The organism is Pedobacter sp. AC163, assembly GCF_979258665.1.
On sequence record NZ_OZ409872.1, the window covers coordinates 2,319,636 to 2,337,590 of the forward strand.

Annotated in this window: 17 protein-coding genes; 12 read left to right on the forward strand and 5 right to left on the reverse strand. The window is 37.3% G+C overall.

Annotation, left to right across the window (positions count from 1 at the left end; translation table 11 throughout):
• Window positions 1-306: 306 nt before the first annotated feature.
• Both ribH and ytxJ read left to right on the forward strand, forming a co-directional pair.
• On the forward strand, window positions 307-798 hold the full coding sequence (gene ribH / locus ACZZZK_RS09880; protein WP_463483973.1) for a 6,7-dimethyl-8-ribityllumazine synthase: 492 nt from the start codon (window positions 307-309) through the stop codon (window positions 796-798).
• 257 nt (window positions 799-1,055) lie between these two features.
• A complete protein-coding gene (gene ytxJ / locus ACZZZK_RS09885; RefSeq protein WP_265800005.1) occupies window positions 1,056-1,391 on the forward strand; it encodes a bacillithiol system redox-active protein YtxJ in 336 nt (111 codons plus the stop codon).
• Window positions 1,392-1,508: 117 nt separating this feature from the next.
• Here the strand turns inward: ytxJ and ACZZZK_RS09890 are convergent, their stop codons facing one another.
• Window positions 1,509-3,017, reverse strand: a complete 1,509-nt coding sequence (locus tag ACZZZK_RS09890) for a malate:quinone oxidoreductase (protein ID WP_463483974.1) — start codon at window positions 3,015-3,017, stop codon at window positions 1,509-1,511.
• A gap of 383 nt (window positions 3,018-3,400) precedes the next feature.
• Here ACZZZK_RS09890 and ACZZZK_RS09895 point away from each other — a divergent pair, with 383 nt between their 5' ends.
• The 4 genes from ACZZZK_RS09895 to ACZZZK_RS09910 all read left to right on the forward strand — a co-directional run bounded on the left by ACZZZK_RS09895 (window position 3,401) and on the right by ACZZZK_RS09910 (window position 7,273).
• Complete coding sequence (locus tag ACZZZK_RS09895; protein ID WP_463483975.1) at window positions 3,401-4,696, forward strand: hypothetical protein; 1,296 nt, start codon at window positions 3,401-3,403, stop codon at window positions 4,694-4,696.
• Between the two features lie 156 nt (window positions 4,697-4,852).
• The gene (lipA, locus tag ACZZZK_RS09900) at window positions 4,853-5,746 is read left to right on the forward strand and encodes a lipoyl synthase (protein WP_463483976.1); all 894 of its coding nucleotides are present in this window, start codon (window positions 4,853-4,855) and stop codon (window positions 5,744-5,746) included.
• Between the two features lie 115 nt (window positions 5,747-5,861).
• Window positions 5,862-6,413: an RNA polymerase sigma factor gene (locus tag ACZZZK_RS09905; RefSeq protein ID WP_463483977.1), complete on the forward strand. Its 552-nt coding sequence runs from the start codon at window positions 5,862-5,864 to the stop codon at window positions 6,411-6,413.
• A gap of 2 nt (window positions 6,414-6,415) precedes the next feature.
• Window positions 6,416-7,273: an anti-sigma factor gene (locus tag ACZZZK_RS09910; RefSeq protein ID WP_463483978.1), complete on the forward strand. Its 858-nt coding sequence runs from the start codon at window positions 6,416-6,418 to the stop codon at window positions 7,271-7,273.
• A gap of 61 nt (window positions 7,274-7,334) precedes the next feature.
• Here ACZZZK_RS09910 and ACZZZK_RS09915 read toward each other — a convergent pair whose 3' ends face one another.
• Entirely contained in the window at window positions 7,335-8,036 is a 702-nt protein-coding gene (locus ACZZZK_RS09915) for an AIM24 family protein (RefSeq protein ID WP_463483979.1), read from the reverse strand.
• A gap of 76 nt (window positions 8,037-8,112) precedes the next feature.
• Window positions 8,113-9,606: an NAD(P)H-hydrate dehydratase gene (locus ACZZZK_RS09920; RefSeq protein WP_463483980.1), complete on the reverse strand. Its 1,494-nt coding sequence runs from the start codon at window positions 9,604-9,606 to the stop codon at window positions 8,113-8,115.
• A gap of 146 nt (window positions 9,607-9,752) precedes the next feature.
• Here ACZZZK_RS09920 and yiaA point away from each other — a divergent pair, with 146 nt between their 5' ends.
• Window positions 9,753-10,160: an inner membrane protein YiaA gene (yiaA, locus tag ACZZZK_RS09925; RefSeq protein ID WP_463483981.1), complete on the forward strand. Its 408-nt coding sequence runs from the start codon at window positions 9,753-9,755 to the stop codon at window positions 10,158-10,160.
• Window positions 10,161-10,204: 44 nt separating this feature from the next.
• On the opposite strand, the gene ACZZZK_RS09930 is transcribed toward yiaA, so the two are convergent.
• Window positions 10,205-12,382, reverse strand: a complete 2,178-nt coding sequence (locus ACZZZK_RS09930; RefSeq protein WP_463483982.1) for a M48 family metallopeptidase — start codon at window positions 12,380-12,382, stop codon at window positions 10,205-10,207.
• Window positions 12,383-12,504: 122 nt separating this feature from the next.
• Between ACZZZK_RS09930 and ACZZZK_RS09935 the strand changes: the two genes are divergently transcribed.
• The 5 genes from ACZZZK_RS09935 to ACZZZK_RS09955 all read left to right on the forward strand — a co-directional run bounded on the left by ACZZZK_RS09935 (window position 12,505) and on the right by ACZZZK_RS09955 (window position 16,805).
• Entirely contained in the window at window positions 12,505-13,218 is a 714-nt protein-coding gene (locus tag ACZZZK_RS09935) for a gamma-glutamyl-gamma-aminobutyrate hydrolase family protein (protein ID WP_463483983.1), read from the forward strand.
• 120 nt (window positions 13,219-13,338) lie between these two features.
• Window positions 13,339-15,288: a beta-N-acetylhexosaminidase gene (locus ACZZZK_RS09940; protein ID WP_463483984.1), complete on the forward strand. Its 1,950-nt coding sequence runs from the start codon at window positions 13,339-13,341 to the stop codon at window positions 15,286-15,288.
• The gene (locus tag ACZZZK_RS09945; RefSeq protein WP_463483985.1) at window positions 15,288-15,773 is read left to right on the forward strand and encodes a CYTH domain-containing protein; all 486 of its coding nucleotides are present in this window, start codon (window positions 15,288-15,290) and stop codon (window positions 15,771-15,773) included. Before ACZZZK_RS09940 ends, ACZZZK_RS09945 begins: the two co-directional genes overlap by 1 nt.
• A gap of 140 nt (window positions 15,774-15,913) precedes the next feature.
• Entirely contained in the window at window positions 15,914-16,375 is a 462-nt protein-coding gene (locus ACZZZK_RS09950) for a BON domain-containing protein (RefSeq protein WP_463483986.1), read from the forward strand.
• Between the two features lie 7 nt (window positions 16,376-16,382).
• Window positions 16,383-16,805 (forward strand): SH3 domain-containing protein, encoded by a 423-nt coding sequence (locus ACZZZK_RS09955; RefSeq protein WP_463483987.1) that lies wholly within the window; start codon window positions 16,383-16,385, stop codon window positions 16,803-16,805.
• A 91-nt stretch (window positions 16,806-16,896) separates the two neighbouring features.
• Here the strand turns inward: ACZZZK_RS09955 and ACZZZK_RS09960 are convergent, their stop codons facing one another.
• Window positions 16,897-17,874 carry an FKBP-type peptidyl-prolyl cis-trans isomerase gene (locus ACZZZK_RS09960; protein ID WP_463483988.1) on the reverse strand — a complete coding sequence of 326 codons (978 nt, stop codon included), beginning with the start codon at window positions 17,872-17,874 and terminating at the stop codon, window positions 16,897-16,899.
• Between the last annotated feature and the right edge of the window lie 81 nt (window positions 17,875-17,955).

Genomic DNA, 17,955 nt, shown 5'->3' on the forward strand with positions numbered 1-17,955 from the left:
AAGCTAAACTTTGGCAGTTTGCTTTCGAAGGCTTAAATAGTAGCAAAGCATTAAGCATTTTAAACCTGATCGCAGTGAACACGAAACCCGATTCTTTTTATCGGGTGAGTAAAACGGAGAGCGGGACGAACATTTAATTGAAATACTGGTTTTGCTTTCCAAATCAATCAAAATATTTTTTTTTCTGATCCGAAATGATTTACGTAACTCCTGGAAAACGGAGGCCGAAAATTGACTTAAATTAAAGTTACAACATTTAAACAGTAAGCCCTTTCAACATTAAACGCTTAGCATTATATTTGCCACATGTCTACACAACTAAAAAATCTTTCTGATTTCTCTCATACCACTGTTCCGAATGGAGCGAACTATAAATTTGGAATCATTGTTGCCGAGTGGAATGCCGAAATTACTGGCGCTTTATACAATGGTGCATTAAAAACTTTGTTAGAAAATGGCGTAGCCGAAGAAAATATTGTTTCGTTACCAGTGCCTGGGAGTTTTGAATTAACTGGTGGAGCGGAAATTTTGCTCAGCAAAAGAAGCGATATTGATGCGGTGATTTGCTTGGGTTGTGTAATTCAAGGGGATACAAAACATTTCGATTTTATTTGCGATGCTGTTGCACAGGGTGTAACTAATGTGGGCATTAAATATAGTAAACCTGTTATTTTTGGTGTTTTAACTACCAATAATTTGGAGCAGGCACAAGATCGTGCTGGAGGCAAACATGGTAATAAAGGCGATGAAGCGGCTATCACCGCAATTAAAATGGCCGACTTTTCTGCCAATATTTAAAATTGTGTTTTAATAAACTATTTGTACCTTAGCGCTTTAATCCCCCAATCTAATGAAAAAAGTTGCCATCTTATTATTGGCGGTGTTTTGCACCATTACCATTTTAGAGTCATGCTCTTCAAAACTTTGTCCTGCTTACAGCTCTTACCCTGAAGGTAAACGCAGAAGAAACTAAGTTTAAAACATTAGAATTTCATTTTACAGTCATCTGCAGAACTTTATTTAGCTGCATGTGTTTACGTATAAAACAATATATTATGACTTGGGTTAACTTAACTTCTATAGATCAGCTTAATGAAATAAAATCAGCAAGCGGATACAGCCTTATTTTTAAGCACAGTACACGTTGCTCAATTAGTTCGATGGCCAAAAGAAATTTTGAATTTAGCTGGGATGTTATTCCGGAAGATACCAAACTTTATTTTCTGGATTTAATTGCCTACAGGGAAATTTCTGCTGAGGTTGCCCATCTTTTTCAGGTTACACACCAATCGCCACAAATTTTATTAATTAAAGATGGAGATTGTGTTTTGGAAGCATCACATAGCGATATCTCTGCAGAAGAAGTGGCTGAGGTAATTGTTGCGGCATAATCAAAAAAATATTCAGCAAAAAGGGGCGCAAATTTAAAATTTGCGCCCCTTTTTTTATCATATATTCTATCTTAAAAATGTTTCATTCCAATTTGTGAAGGATGAAAAATTTTATCTCTAGGCTTTTTCTATCTCTAAAACTCTTGATGTTCTCGCTCTGGTTTCTTTGCAAAGTTGAGGATTGTTAGCCAACTCTTTACCGAAAGTAGGGATCATTTCTTTCATTTTAGCTTGCCATTCATCAGTTGCCAAATCGTCTTTAAAACAACGACTCAATAATTCAATCATGATTGATACCGCTGTTGATGCTCCTGGAGAAGCGCCCAGTAATGCCGCTATGGAACCATCGCCAGCACTTACTACTTCAGTACCAAATTCTAAAATTCCACCTTGTTTTTCATCCTTTTTAATTACCTGAACACGTTGGCCAGCATATTCCAGTTCCCAATCTTTCAATTGTGCTGTTGGTAAATATTCTTTTAAAGCTTCTAATCTATCTTCAGGAGATTGCCTTACCTGTTCAATTAAATATTTAGTCAAATCGAGGTTGTGCAAACCTGCAGATAACATCGGGCGGATATTATTGAATTTGATCGATTTTGGTAAATCTAAAAACGATCCATTTTTTAAAAATTTGGTAGAAAACCCAGCGTAAGGACCGAACAACAAGGCCTGTTTGCCATTAATCATCCTGGTATCTAAATGCGGTACCGACATTGGTGGAGCGCCAACCGCGGCTTTACCATACACTTTAGCATGATGTTGTTTAATGATTTCTTCGTTAGTACATTTTAACCATTGGCCACTTACCGGGAAACCACCAAAACCTTTACCTTCCGGGATATCAGATTTTTCGAGCAATGGCAATGAACCGCCACCAGCACCAATGAAAACAAATTTAGCAACGCGTTTGCGTTTGTCTTTTGTTTCTAAATCTTTAACTTTTATAACCCAGTTACCTTCTTTGTTTTTCTGCAAATCACGAATCTCATGATTGAAATAAAGACTCACATTAGGTTGCTCTTTAAGATGATTAAACATGTCGCGGGTTAGCGAACCGAAATTAACGTCGGTACCTAAATCCATTTTCGTGGCGGCAATTTTATCAGTCTTTTTACGGCCATCCATAATTAATGGTGCCCAATTTTTTACCACTTCCGGATCTTCGGTATATTCCATGTCGCTAAACAAATCACATTGCTGTAAAGCGTCGTAGCGTTTCTTTAAATAATCTACATTCTTTTTTCCCCATACAAAACTCATGTGTGGAATTTTCCGGATAAAATTCTCGGGGTTGGAGATTAATCCCTTTTCGATAAGATAAGACCAGAATTGTTTTGAAACCTCAAAATGTTCGGCAATTTGAACCGCCTTTTTAGTTTCAACCGTTCCATCTTTTTTTTCAGGCGTATAATTTAGTTCGCAAAAAGCAGAATGTCCGGTACCGGCATTATTCCAGGCATCAGAGCTCTCTGCTGCTGCAATATCCAATCTTTCATATATTTCAATACTTAAATTGGGTTCTAATTCTTTTAATAAAACACCAAGTGTTGCGCTCATAATTCCAGCGCCAATTAAAATCACATCTGCGTCAGTTTTACCAACTGTCTTTATCTTTTTTGTCATCTTATTTTAAAGGAGTTACAAATTTAGGATCATTTTAAACATGAAACGAATTTTCGCATATGAAAACTAAAAAATTGCTAAAAAATGTATTTTTATTTGAAACCGGTAGCATTAATTAGCATAATTAAATTGAAAACGTTAATTTTTATAGCGAAATTATTAAATCTTCATTAGGATTATATTAGAAATCATAACCCGATAAACAATTGATTTGTTTTTGCTCATCAAACAATGGGTTCTGCATCTATTACACACGAATAATAAAATAAATGCAGCAGAAATTTAGATATTGTAAGCGAATAGTCATCCGAAAAAAACATCCCACTTCAAAAGTATACTTTTATTTAGTTGAAGCGTTTGCTTCTTTTAACGGAATGTTTAAGATGAAAAATTTAATTCTACTGATTTGCATCATTGTATTTGCCGGCTGTTCCGGAGAAAAAACCGACGAGGTTTTACTTCAACTGGATAAAGAAAAGCTTGAGGAAAATATTAATTACGACAAGATCGTATTTTACAAGTTTGCAAAAATAGCGGTACGTTCAAATGCCGTACTCGACACCAATATGGTTGAATACCAAAAGTTTTCATCACAAACCCGAAACATCTTGAATACGATGGATAAGCTCGATACCAATAAAAAAAGTATCTCTGTAATGGAGGCGCTGCGACTTTATAATGATTATCGTAAAGTAAAAAAATTGGTCAAAAATACCGACGAAGATGTGTTTCCTAGCCTAGTACAAGGTTTTAACGTAATGTATGGAGCACCAAAAGTTGACATGAATACTGTTGATCCCAAAGAGAAAACACGTGTTCAGAATATCGAACACGCGATTCTAAGCATGGCGGTTTTAACCACAAGAGATTTAGGTCAGCCGTTTGCCTTATATGAATGTTCAAAAACACAACCAGAGCTTTTGGATGATTCGGAGATTAAAACGCTGTTGGAGTTTGTTAGAGGCTTCCTTTTCTTCGGCAACAACCTTTATTACTTATCCGAAGACGGTTTATCCCGCAATATTAAATGGCTCGATAAAAATGAAAGTATTCCCATGCCTTATACTAAAGCTTTTTTTGGCTGGAGAAATTTGAGCGATGCACAAGCACATACCGCTTTCCATGGCATGAATTACCTTTTCAGAGGGTTTGATAGAATGCGAATGGAAAGAAAAGTTGATGAAGAAAGATCTTTGGAAGATTTTGACTCTTTTGTTAAGGATATGAACAAGCTTGGCTTAGAAACCGAATTAGTTTGGTTGGTGGATGCCTATCTCAATTTGAAAAGAGAAAAGCCGGAGAAGGCAATTCCGGCTTTAGAAAAATTAAAAACCAGTCCTCTATTTTCTGACAGTGAACGTGATGCCATACAAAAAACCATCGATTATGTTAAAGATCGTGAGCCGGATGCTGCTTTGAAAGGCGTTTACGACAAAGCATTCATGGCCACGCTGGCTTCAAAGTATATGATTTCAGTATTAGCGAAAATTGATTGGGAGAAAGTGATGAGAGAAAACAATGTTCCACACACAAAGGAAATCTTCGCAAACATCAATAAGTTCAAAGAAATGTCTAATGCGGTAAGCCAATATACTCAACCCTCTACTATTGAAAACGGCAAAAAGGAAATCACTAAAAAAGGTAGCGAGTTATTGGATAAGGCAAAATCATTGTGGTAAAACAATTTTTTGAAAGAAGGCTTTCAAGTGCTGAATTCTAAAAATTTAAACATCAACAGCTAAACGTTTCCGAATTGCTCGCTTTGCAACCAAACATTACAACAGAACAACATTTCGACATTACAACATTTCAATCCTAATCCTTAACTTTGCGATATGATTGATTTACCGGTAGTACCTGCTGTAACTGAAGTTAAACGTAAACCCGATTGGTTGCGTGTAAAATTGCCTGTTGGAAAAGAATATGCACAAGTTCGCAGTTTGGTAGATACACATAAGTTGCACACCATTTGCGAAAGCGGGAATTGCCCTAATATGGGTGAGTGTTGGGGAGCTGGAACCGCAACTTTCATGATTTTAGGTAACATTTGTACCCGAAGCTGCTCGTTTTGTGCGGTTGCAACCGGCCGGCCTTTAGCGGTTGATGTTGATGAACCTAACCGTGTGGCCAATTCCGTAAAGCTAATGGGCGTAAAACATTGCGTTATCACATCAGTAGATCGCGATGATTTAAAAGATGGGGGCTCAATTATCTGGGCAGAAACATTACAGGCCATCCGTAAGGAAAGCCCGATTACAACGCTAGAAACATTAATTCCTGATTTTAAAGGCCAGTGGGATAATTTATACCGCGTATTGGAAGAACGTCCTGAAGTGGTGTCGCACAATATGGAAACGGTAAAGCGCTTAACGCGACAAGTGCGTATTCAAGCGAAATACGATAGAAGTTTAGAAGCACTGAAACGGATTTCAGAATTCGGTTTAAGAACCAAAACAGGCATTATGCTTGGGCTAGGTGAAACTGAGGAAGACATCTTTGAAGCCATGGATGATTTAGTTGCTAATGGTGTTCATATTTTAACGCTGGGTCAATACTTGCAACCAACCCGCAACCATCACCCGGTTGTTGATTGGATTCACCCTGATACTTTTGCCATGTATAAAGAAGTTGGTTTAGCCAAAGGTTTAAAGTATGTAGAAAGCGGCCCATTGGTACGTTCATCTTATCATGCCGAAAAACATCTTTTCCCAATTGAAGGAATCGCCTAGTATCCGGTTTATGCCAGGCTTAAAAAATGTTTCCAAAATAGCATTCCTTGCGGGAATAAATTATAAAAACATTTTTTTGGTTTTGCTGTTCTGTATTGTATCTTAGTAACCAATAGTGACTGCATATAAAAAATTAACCCTAACCGAGCCTGAACTTGTTCTCGCCCTGCAATCGAAAGATCCTGCGGTGTTGAAGACCTTGTATAGCATGTACTCCTCTGCACTTTACGGCGTTATTTCACGTATTATTATCCATACTGAGTTAGCGGAAGATGTTTTACAAGAAACTTTTGTGAAGATATGGCAATCTGCAGCACACTACGACAATACCAAAGGACGTTTGTTTACCTGGATGATGAATATTGCCAGGAATTTATCTATTGATAAACTCCGTTCTAAAGACTTTAAGAATTCACTTAAAAACCAAGATATAGAAAATAACGTAAGTTTCGTTGATGAGCAAAACAAGGTGACTTTTAACCCAGACGTACTTGGAGTAAAGCAACTTGTAGAGAACCTGAAACCAGACTTACAAGCAGTTCTCAATTTAGTTTATTATAAAGGTTACACGCATGTGGAAGCCGCAGAAAAGTTAAATTTGCCATTAGGTACGGTGAAAACCCGTATTCGCCTGGCTATTATAGAATTGAGAAGGAGTTTTAATTGAACGTGGAAAATTTAAAAGCATATATCGAATCTGGAGTACTTGAATTGTACGTTTTAGGTGATTTATCGTCTGAGGAAGCGTTACAGGTAGAGGAAATGGCAACTCAATACCCTGAGGTTAAAAGTGAATTAACCGCCATTGAGATTGCCATGGAAAATTATGCTATGGAAAATGCTGTAGCGCCATCTGCAGATATAGAAACCAAACTATTTGAGAAATTAGGATTAGGAAAAAGTGAAGATGTAGAAGCAATATCTACTACCCCAGCCTACACTGAAGAAGCCAAGGTAGTTAGATTGGATAACAGTGATAGTAAAGTTAGAACATTACGTTTTGCATTGGTTGCTTGTGTTGCTTTATTGATTATTAGCACTGGAGCACTTTTCATCACCTATAATAAATTAAATGCTGCTCACGATCAAATAGCCAGTTTAAATCTCGATAAAGAAAAATTTGCCGGGGTAGTGAGTAAGCTTGAGTTTGAGAACAAAGGTTTGGATAATATGGTGGCCATGAACGACAGTAAAGAATGGGCAACCATTCGAATGGCTGGACAGGCTTTTAGTCCTAAATCTAAAATGAATGTTTATTGGAACAAAAAGGATAAAAGTGTATTGATTAACTATGTGGCTATGGATTTACCAAAAGCCGACGCTGAACACGAATATCAGCTTTGGGCATTAGTAAATGGCAAGCCAGTGAGCTTAGGCGTATTTGGAAAAACAGATTCTACATCAACAGAAGCTTTACAGAAAATGCAAGCCATACAAGAAGCTCAAGCTTTTGCTGTAACACTTGAACCAATGGGCGGAAGCGTTAACCCAACTATGGAGAAACTAGCTGTAATGGGTGGAGTATAAGTAAACCTCGTGAAAAATATATAAATCCCGGCAATCAAAAATTGTCGGGATTTTTTATTACTTACGATTTTTGAGCGTACTTCACTTCTTCATAAGGCTGTACCAAAACCCAACCTTCACCAAAAAATTCCAGTTGAAACGATTCTCCACTTCCCCTCCCGATAAAAGAACCAAAAGTTAAATTTGTTTTAATATTAGGTGACAAATTTTCTGACCAAGCTACCGTTGCATTCGGATCGGTATATACAGGTTGATTAGCACTTACACGCAACAAAATTGGTTCACCATGGGTGGTAATTGCAATATAACCACTTCCAGATAATTTGACTTGGAAAAGGCCTCCACTCATCATGCCTGCCACACTTTTCAGCATTTTAATCTCATTTTTGATGGTATCTTCCAAGGCTAAAACATCGTTGCCATTTACGAAAATCGACTCGTTCTGAAGTTTAATGATCTTCACTTTTTTACCTTCGTCGGCCAAATAAAGTTTACCTGTACCTGCGGCATGCATCAATGATGTACCTTCTCCAGAAATGGCTTTCTTTAGCAATCCACCAAGGCCTTTACTTAACAAACCTTCGCGTTTAAAATCTACATTCCCAATATAGGCTACCATTGAGCCCGCCTTGGCCATAATTTTTTGATTTTTTAAGTTTACTTCCAGCATTGCCGGCTTTTCCAATTCGAAAAAATCATTTTCATTTGGGTTCTCTGCCGATTCCTGTATAAGCTCATTAAGCGTGTATTCTCTTTTTTCCATTAGTGATTAGATTTATTTATTTTGATCATTCGGTTGTTTTTAGAATTAGTCAATTCTTAAGCCAAAGGGATGATAATTATAACAGAAGCGATTTTATTTCTCTAGGCACTTGCATGGCCACCTGCGAGGCGGTAACTACAATCCTTGAATTAGCTAAACTGCTTCCTGCCAAACCGTGAACGTAGCAGGCCAAAATTGCGGCATCGGCAGATGTGTATTTTTGAGAAATAAAAGCTACAATAATGCCTGTTAAAATATCGCCCATACCCCCCTGTGCCATAGCAGAATCGCCAGTTGGATTAATATAGATTTTGCCATCGGGCAGGCAAATAAATGTAAACTGATTTTTGAGTACGATGATCATCTTACCTTTTTGCGCTTTATTTTTAGCTGTTTCTATACGTTCCCACCAAGTTTCGTGATCTCCAAATAGCCGATCGAACTCTTTCATATGAGGAGTCAAAATACTATTTTCAGGTAACTTGTCTATCAAATCGGGCCTTTCGCCTAAAATATTCAAGGCATCGGCATCTATAACCAAAGGCTGATTACTGGCAATTAAACTTTCCAGTAGCCGTTCGTTTTCTGTCGAAATACCTAAGCCTGGTCCAATTGCAATGGCCTGGTATTTAGCTGGATTTTCAATTCGTGTATATTCGTCTCTTGGTAAAGCCATCACTTCTGGCAATACCGTATTTAGGGCTATCAATCCGCTTTGCGGAATACATGCAGTAGTTAAACCCGCTCCGGCATACAAACAAGCCATTGATGAAAGTATAGCTGCACCCATTGTGTTAACATTCCCAGCAATAATTAGCGCATGTCCGTAAGTGCCTTTATGACTGAATGATTTCCTGGGCTTAACAATTGCCTGGATATCTTCCTCTTCCAACAAATGGAAATCAGAATCTTGGCCTTGAATAAAACCCTCATCCAATCCAATATCAACAACCTCATATTTTTCTGTAGCTAAAGCTGATTCAGGGAAAAAGAAATTAATTTTTGGCCGCTGAAAACAAATGGTTTTATAAGCCTTGATTCCTCGGTAATCTGCTGAAATTTTCCCCTCTGACGGAAAGCCTGTAGGGACATCAACTGCATAGATTTTTTTATTGAGTTTATTAATACTCTTGGCCAGGTCGGCATATTCTCCCTCCAAAGGTTTGTTTAAGCCAGACCCTAAAATGGCATCAATGATAATATCAGCTTTTACATTTCTTAAATCGGCCGCGGTGTTGATGATTGTTTTCCTACATTTGGATTCATCTAAACGCTGCAGGTTGATTGCAAAATCATGGCTTTGCTTACTGCTAAAGTTAACAATATAAACACGCACATTTTCGCATCCGTTGTTGCAAAGCAAATGCGCTACAGCCAATCCATCACCTCCATTATTACCCTTACCACAAAATACTGCGATACTTTTATTGGCATCAAACTCGTCCCTTAAAAAGGTTTGAACGAAAGCACGAGCAGCTTTCTCCATTAAATCAATCGATGCTATTGGCAGGTTGGCAATGGTGAATTTATCAGCCTTGCGCATTTGGGCAGAAGTAAGCAGTGTTTGCATATAACTAATATACCATTATAAGCGCTAATGAAAAAGTTTCGGCTTTGATTGATTATTTAATAACCTGGTAAAAAGATATTTACAGGCGCATATACCTTTTAACAAACTTTAGCGTTTTCCATTGAATTAAATTAAACTCTAATCAAATGAATCAAAAACCATCGAATGCATTTGTGGCTGCGGCCTGGATTGCATTGGGCATTGGAATGATAGGCTTTATTGTTGGCCTATGGCGTTCTGACATGCTTCTTAATGAAAAAGGATATTATTTTACTGTATTGATGTTTGGTCTTTTCGCCGTAATCTCATTACAAAAAGCTGTTCGCGATAAATTGGAAGGTATTCCGGTAACGGAAATCTACTATGGTTTAAGCTGGTTTTCAACATTATTAACCATTACCTTATTGGTAATTGGATTATGGAACGCCACACTTTTACCCAGCGAGAAAGGATTTTATGCCTTTGCCTTTCTGCTTTCGCTGTTTGGTGCCATCACGGTACAGAAAAATACGAGAGACAGCCAAATTTTTAACAAAAGTCAGGATTTGCATTAACACACTAACAGCGCCGATACCTAAAAAGATCGGCGCTTTTTAATTTAGGTTAAAACCGGAGCACTCAAGTGTGCTTCAAATTCCAACAGCTTCTTTTTTGCCTTAAAGTGAATGTCGGTGATCACGTCAGCATAATCAGCCATCGCCTGGAACAGTACTTTAAGCTCCTCGTCGAAATATAAATCTGCACCAAAATATTTGTAATCATACTTCAAATATTCTTCAAAGCGAAGCTTGACTTCCTCACTGAAACCATCAACATAATCTTCATCAGCAAGAATGGAAAGTATGCTCTCCTTAAATTTCTTCTCTTCCTTTTTTACCACAACCATATTCTTTTTAATCACATTAAACGGTGTGGTGCTGTGCATAAACGAGGTTGCATTTGCCAAATCAGCATAAACAATTTGTTGGAGTTTGAACTTTTCGGCTATTCTTTGATAGTATATTGCTAAAACCTGAAATTCAGAAGCGAGATTTTGCCTAAAAGCCGCATGGCGGAAAAACTCGAAAATTTTTATATCCAAATTCTCCAGTTCTATCTTCTTATTTTCAATCTCCGAATTCAAATAATCAATCATAGCCCTACAATCAGCTTTCGAATATTTTTGGCCATTATAATTGAAGGTCTTTATATCAATCAAACCAGAATCTATTCTATCAATTGTATTCCAATCAGCTTCAAGGGCATTCAGTTCATAAATTAGAGTCAAACTCTTATCTCCAAACAGGAGATCAAAGCTTAAATCAGTATCAGGTATTGATTTTTCGAAATCACTTTCAGTATACTTTGTGTAAGGATTTCTATAATCGAAATACTCGTTAAATAAATCTGGGAAAGAATTTTGTTTGGTTTGGCTTATAAAATCTCGCTCAAAATCTTCCCTTTCCTGATCGATAGGCTCTTCCAAATAATTCACATTAACGAACATTTTATCGGTTAGCTGGGCCGATATCTGGTCTTTGTTTACCAGCAAATTTATTGCAAGCCCTGTTTGGCTATTTTTTAACTCACCGTTAATTTCTGCCAGTTTAACTACTCGATCTTCAGTTTCTGGATGCGACGAATACAAGTGACTAAAACTGATTTTTGATTTATTAAACCTATTGTAGTAACGGAGATCTACCTCTGGGAATTCATTTTCAATAGGCAATTTATTCAGTTTCGCCAGAAAATTCATTGCAAATATTTGCTGCGGAAATACATTAGTTGTTTTAAGATTTGCCTCGATTTTTCTATCATAGTAACTCAATACCATATCAAGCGCCTGATTAGCCAACTGCATACGCAACAATGAATCAATTAAGGGTTTCGAACCCACAACATGAGCGGCTATGGCATCTGCGTGATATTCCATCTCATGAGAAAGTTTAGAGTAATTTGCGTTAAGTACGCCATAAACCCAAACCAAAATTTGCTGCATTAAGCCAACAATTTTATCAGATAGCAAAACAAATATTCCAAAATACGAGGTTGAATCAGCTATCTTTCTGGCCACCTGGTTGTAACCATCATTGTCATACAAGATATCATGAATAATGCGATTCACATTATAAACATAGCTTCCAATTTTTAGGCTTTTTTGCGAAAAATGACCAAACTCGTGTGCTAAGATCGCTCTCAATTCATCTACAGTTGTTGTATTAATTAAACCGACACCGATTTGCAGGTTTTTTCGAATCGGAAAGAACATGCTCCAAAAGTTAGAGTCGTAGAAAACTGATGCATTTACTTCGCTCGATAGATATACCTTCTTCGGAAAATCAGTATGAACATCCGCTACTATTTCATCAATCATTTTAAATAATTGCGGCTCTCCATTTCGAGTGATTTCCACCAGATGCGATCGATCCATTTTATTGCTCTTAAACATAAATTTGATTAAGAAAAACAAGATTAAGAAGCCGAAACCAATCATGCCTAATCCTAACATTAGCGTAAAGATATTTACATAAAACTCAATCAATTTTACCCCTAAATAACCGCAAACTATTGTGAGCGCTATGGAAATAAAAATTAAGAAAGCATAGGTAAATACAAATAGGGCGATTGCCCAGACTGATCTAACAGCTGATTTTCTGAAATTTTCAGAGGGTTTGAGTGCGTATTCCAACATGAAATATTTTTTGATGCCTACAAGATAATCAATTGTAATAAATGCTAAAATTTCTTTAGCAGCATGTACTTTCCCTTTGTTAAGCGGATATCTTTTTAAACACACACTGATATATTCTGAACCTTTTTTTTGAGTCGAATCTTGATTTTAAATAATAAAAATTGCTACATTAAACCGATTCCACTATTAATTATTATTCCCCTTTATTTTGTGGTAAAAAAATATTTATGTCTGATAAAATAATTATAGGCGTTACAGATTGTAGCAAATTCGATATTTACAGCAACTGGGTTTTATCCTACAATGAAAATGTTGAAGTCATCCAGCTGGGTTATAAATTGAATAATTTTGAGGAGATAGAAAAATGCCACGGCGTTGTACTAACCGGCGGTGAAGATGTTCATCCGAGGTTTTACAATATGCCAGAGTATTATCCGTATTGTTATGAAGATGATATTGATGAGCAACGCGATGAGTTTGAATTTAAGGTTTTGGAATACACTGAAAAAAATGGCATCCCAGTTTTAGGAATTTGCCGCGGAATGCAGGTTGGAAACGTATTTTTTGGCGGAAATTTAATTCCGGATATCCCAATGTGGGGAAAATTTAACCATTCGAAAATGCCTGATAAAAGTGATCGTTATCATGAAGTCATCGTCAATCCCTCCTCATGGTTAAGTGGCATTATAAATACTGATAAAGGTTTGGTAAATAGCAATCACCACCAGAGTACCGACAGAACAGGAAAGGGCTTGGTTGTTAGCGCCATATCTCCTGATGGTGTAACCGAAGCTATGGAAAGATTTGATCCCGAAGGAAAATCATTTCTTCTCTTTATACAATGGCATCCAGAAAGATTAAAGGATCAGCAAAGTCCTTTCAGCAAAAATTTACATGAGGCATTCATTAATGCAATTAAACTAAATATTAACCCTAGATAATCAAAAGGATATCATTTGATAGGATAGCGTATAAATTGTATTAAATAATACTGCTAGTAAAAATCTTTTTTAATAAATTGCGGATTAACACTTATTCGGTTAAACTGCAATTTATTATTAATGAAAAAGATTTTCCTTATCGTTTCCGCCATCGTTTTTGCAACAAATATATACGCTCAAAGTATTATAAGTGAACCTGAAGTTTCTGAGGGCGATAGTCCGATTTTACAGGCTCAAATTGCCATTATTCCTGAACCAGTTTCTTTGATGAAAAAGGCAGGAACCTTTACATTACCGGAAAATGTCAGCATTTTAGCATCAAAAAATGAGGGTTTACAACAATCTATTGCTTTATTATCCGAAAGAATCGAAACTGCTACCGGCAAGTTTGTCAGCAATGTTACCACGGCAAATCATCCTACAATTAAGTTAATTCTTAATACCGAAAATGACAATCAACTCGGATCTGAAGGCTATAAGCTGAATGTTAATCCAACTCAGATTGTGATTACGGCCAATAAACCTGCGGGTATATTTTGGGGTGTCCAATCTCTAATTCAGCTTTTTCCTGTTGAAATTGAGAGTAAGGAATTGACGAAAAACACAAAGTGGAAACTACCCTGTGTTGATGTTGTTGACTATCCAAAATTAGGCTGGCGAGGCCTGATGTTTGATGTTGCCCGTCACTTTTTCACCAAAGATGAAGTGAAACAGTTTATTGATCAAATGGCTCGATATAAATTCAATTTGCTACATTTTCATTTAACAGATGATGAGGGCTGGAGAATCGAAATTAAAGGTTTACCGAAATTAACAGAAGTTGGGGCCTGGAGTGTTCAGAAAACCGGCACTTTTGGCGATTTTATTCCACCAGCGGCAAATGAACCACGAACTTATGGCGGTTTCTACACCCAGGAAGATATTAAAGAACTGGTTCAATATGCACAAGATCGATTTGTAAATATTATGCCCGAAATAGATGTTCCAGGGCACAGTTTGGCGGCGATTGCTTCTTACCCCGACCTTTCTTGCACACCCGATGCAGTGAATTACAAAGTGCGATCGGGAGAAAAAATAATGGATTGGAGCCGCGGCGCACCCCCAACAGCTTTAGTAGATAATACACTTTGCCCCGCAAACGAAAAAGTTTATGTTTTTCTCGATTCGGTGATTACGCAAATAGCAAAACTTTTCCCCTTTGAATATATCCACATGGGAGGAGACGAAGCCCCTCATAACTTTTGGGAAAAGAACGACCAGGTGAAAGCATTGATGCAGCGTGAAGGCTTAAAAACCATTCCACAAGTTCAGGCGTATTTTGAAAAACGTGTGGAGCAAATTGTAGTTTCAAAAGGCAAAAAGTTTATGGGCTGGGATGAAATTTTAGAGGGTGGCGTTTCGCCAACAGCCTCTGTTATGAGTTGGAGAGGCTTAAAATATGGCATAGAAGCCTCAAAAGATAAACACAATGTAGTGATGAGCCCAACAGATTTTGCTTATCTGGATTACATGCAGGCAGACCAAATTACCGAACCGAAAGTTTATGCTTCTTTAAGGTTAAACAAGGCCTACCAATTCAATCCCATTCCTGCCGGAGCCGATCCTAAATACATTATTGGTGGGCAAGCAAACCTGTGGACGGAGCAGATTTTTAATTTCCGCCAGGTACAGTATATGCTGTGGCCACGTGCTTTTGCAATCTCAGAATCAGTTTGGAGCCCGATTGAAAAGAAAAACTGGACGAATTTCATCTATCGTACTGAAGAACATTTTAAGCGCCTTGATCTTGCGGAAATCAAATATTCTCCAGCCATTTACGATCCTATCTTTACAGTGAAACGAAGTGCTGATAAACAACTAATTATTGAGCTTACGTCAGAAATTGACGGTCTGGATATTTACTACAGTTTTGATAACTCGAGTCCTGATCGCTTTTACCCAAAATATACTGGCGCTTTAACCCCACCGAAAGATGCCAGCATGCTTCGCATTATTACCTACAAAGGTAAGGAGCCAGTGGGTAGGTTAATTAGCATGCCAATCGCCGAATTGCAAAAGAGGAGCAGATAATGGGGAGAGAAATCGAAAGAAAATTTCTGATCAAGGCGTCTGAATGGGCCAATCTTGACAAGCCAGGCGGAAAACATTTAAGACAAGGCTATCTGGTTAGCGACCCTAATAAAACTATTCGGGTACGTACCACTGATGACAAAGCGTGGATAACCATTAAGGGTATTTCTGTCGGTGCCTCCAGATTAGAATACGAATATGAAATTCCATTAGGTGAAGGATCGGAACTACTCGATAATTTCGCCGAAGCCGAACTTGAAAAAATAAGATATGAAATTCATCATCAGGCTAAACTTTGGGAAGTTGATGTCTTTTTAGGCGACAACAATGGATTAATTGTGGCAGAGATAGAATTGGATTCAGAAGACGAGAAATTCGAATTACCAGAATGGGTAGCTGAAGAAGTTACTCAGGAGAAAAAATATTACAATTCAAATCTAACTAAACACCCATTTAAACTCTGGAATATTAATGTTCAAAAATAAAATCTATAATTTCTCTTTCAATTAAACGCTATTACTATATTCGTTTTTACAAAAATCATCCTTGTTTAATTTCAGAAAGCGGACATCCCAAATTTCCGGTTTCAACGATAAAAAATATTAAACATTATAATAAACAAAGGATGAAAACAACTAAATTTTTGATGAGTATGGTTATCGCCACTACATTGTTTTTTGTAGGGTGTAAGCCAAAAGATGCAGATTTACAGGCTGCAATTCAAGCCAAAGAAGCTGCCGGCATCACCGTGGCTGTGGCAAAAGGCGATGTAACTTTAACAGGTGAGGTTGCTGATGATGCTGCAAAAGTAAAAGCAGAAGAGATTGCCAAAGCAGAAAAAGGTGTTAAATCGGTAATCAACAGTTTAACAATTGAACAAGAAAAGCCTGTTGTAATTGCTGAAGATCCAATTTTAACTAAAAATGTTGCCGATGCCACAAAAGATTTTCCAATGGTAAAAGCTGAAGTTAAAGATGGTGTGGTTTTGCTTACAGGCGAAATCAAAAAGGCGTCACTCATTACATTAATGCAACACCTAAGCGCATTAAAACCTAAAAAAATCGACAACAAATTAACTGTAAAATAATTCTACCATGGCATTAGAAGATAAATATAAAGCATTAACCGACGCTGCAACCGCAGCTGGTATAACTGATTTGGCTGTTCGCGAACAAGATGGAATCTTATACATCGATGGAACAGCAGCTGATGGCGCTACAAAAGATCATTTATGGGAAGTGTATAACGAAATCGATCCTAATTTTACCTCCGGTGATTTGGTTTTAAACGTAAATGTGAGCATTGATGCAGCAGTTACGCATGCAAAAGTGATCACTCAGAGTAGCAATTTAAATATACGCAAAGGGCCTGGAACAGACCAACCAATTGTTGGAAAGGCGGCACATGATGAAATTATTACACTTGTTAACAGAAGTAACGATTTGTGGTGGCTTGTACGCACCAAAGATGGTGAAGAAGGCTATTGTTACGCACAATATTTAGAAGCTCAGGCCTAAACTTCAAGTTAAAAAAAAATCCGCAGCATGTAGATGTTGCGGATTTTTTTGTTTTATCTCATAATAGACTCCAATGATCTTGATGCGTTATCTATCTGGAAAGTGGCGCCGATACGGCTCCGTTATTAGGCTTAACGATTGATTTTAATTCAACATCAAAAACTAATGGCGTGAAAGGATTTATAGACCCACCTCCGTTTTCGCCATAGCCTAATTTAGACGGAATGATTATCTTTATTTTACCGCCTACGCCGATGAGCTTAATGCCTTCAGCAAAACCAACAGGTAATTGATTTAACACCAAAGGGCGAGCAGCATATTGAGCAGATGGAGAATAAATCCCGGCGTCTTTCGCAATTCTGGCATTTGAAGTATCAAAAACATTGAGTTTACCATCTGCTTTTTTATTTGTAAACTGACCGGTATAATCTACCAAAATAGTATCAGATGGCGCTGCCCTTTCTGCATTTCCAGGTCTTTCAATCAGGTAGCTTAATCCAGAGGGCGTTGTGTTCATTTTCAAATCATTATCGGCAATATACTTTGCAATTTTGGCCGATTCATTTGCTTTATTTCGCTGAACCAAACCTTCATATTCTGCTTTGTAAAACGCTCTTTTTTTATCTTCAAAAACCGAATCGGTTTCATTAGCAATCTTATGCAAAACCTTTTCAATTTTCACCGTAATGGTTGCATAATTGTTTTGAGCTGCTGATGGCTTGGGTTGGTCATTGTATTTGGCTAATGAATCTAAATTTAATTTAAACGAAGCACTATCTCCTTCGCCCAAGAGCTTTAGCGCAGCTACTAAATCTCCCTTAAATTTGGATTTTGTGACCGTAAAAAACGGCGGACGTTCATTATCATAAGTATTTACCAAAGTAGAATCGCCATCCTTCGTATCAATCATTTGGATAACGTTGAACTTCACTAAATCCCCTTCCTCAATTTTGGGCTTTCCTTCATTTTTGTAAATTTTATAGGTCATGTCGCCCTCACCCTTTTCAAATTTATTGCAAGCAGATAAACCTAAAACGGCTGCAAATAAAATCACTAATCCTTTTTTCATTGATATATTAAATTGATGGTGCCAATGCAACCTTCCCTAGTTTTGATATCGCGTTTAAACACAAAAATCTTGCCCAATATC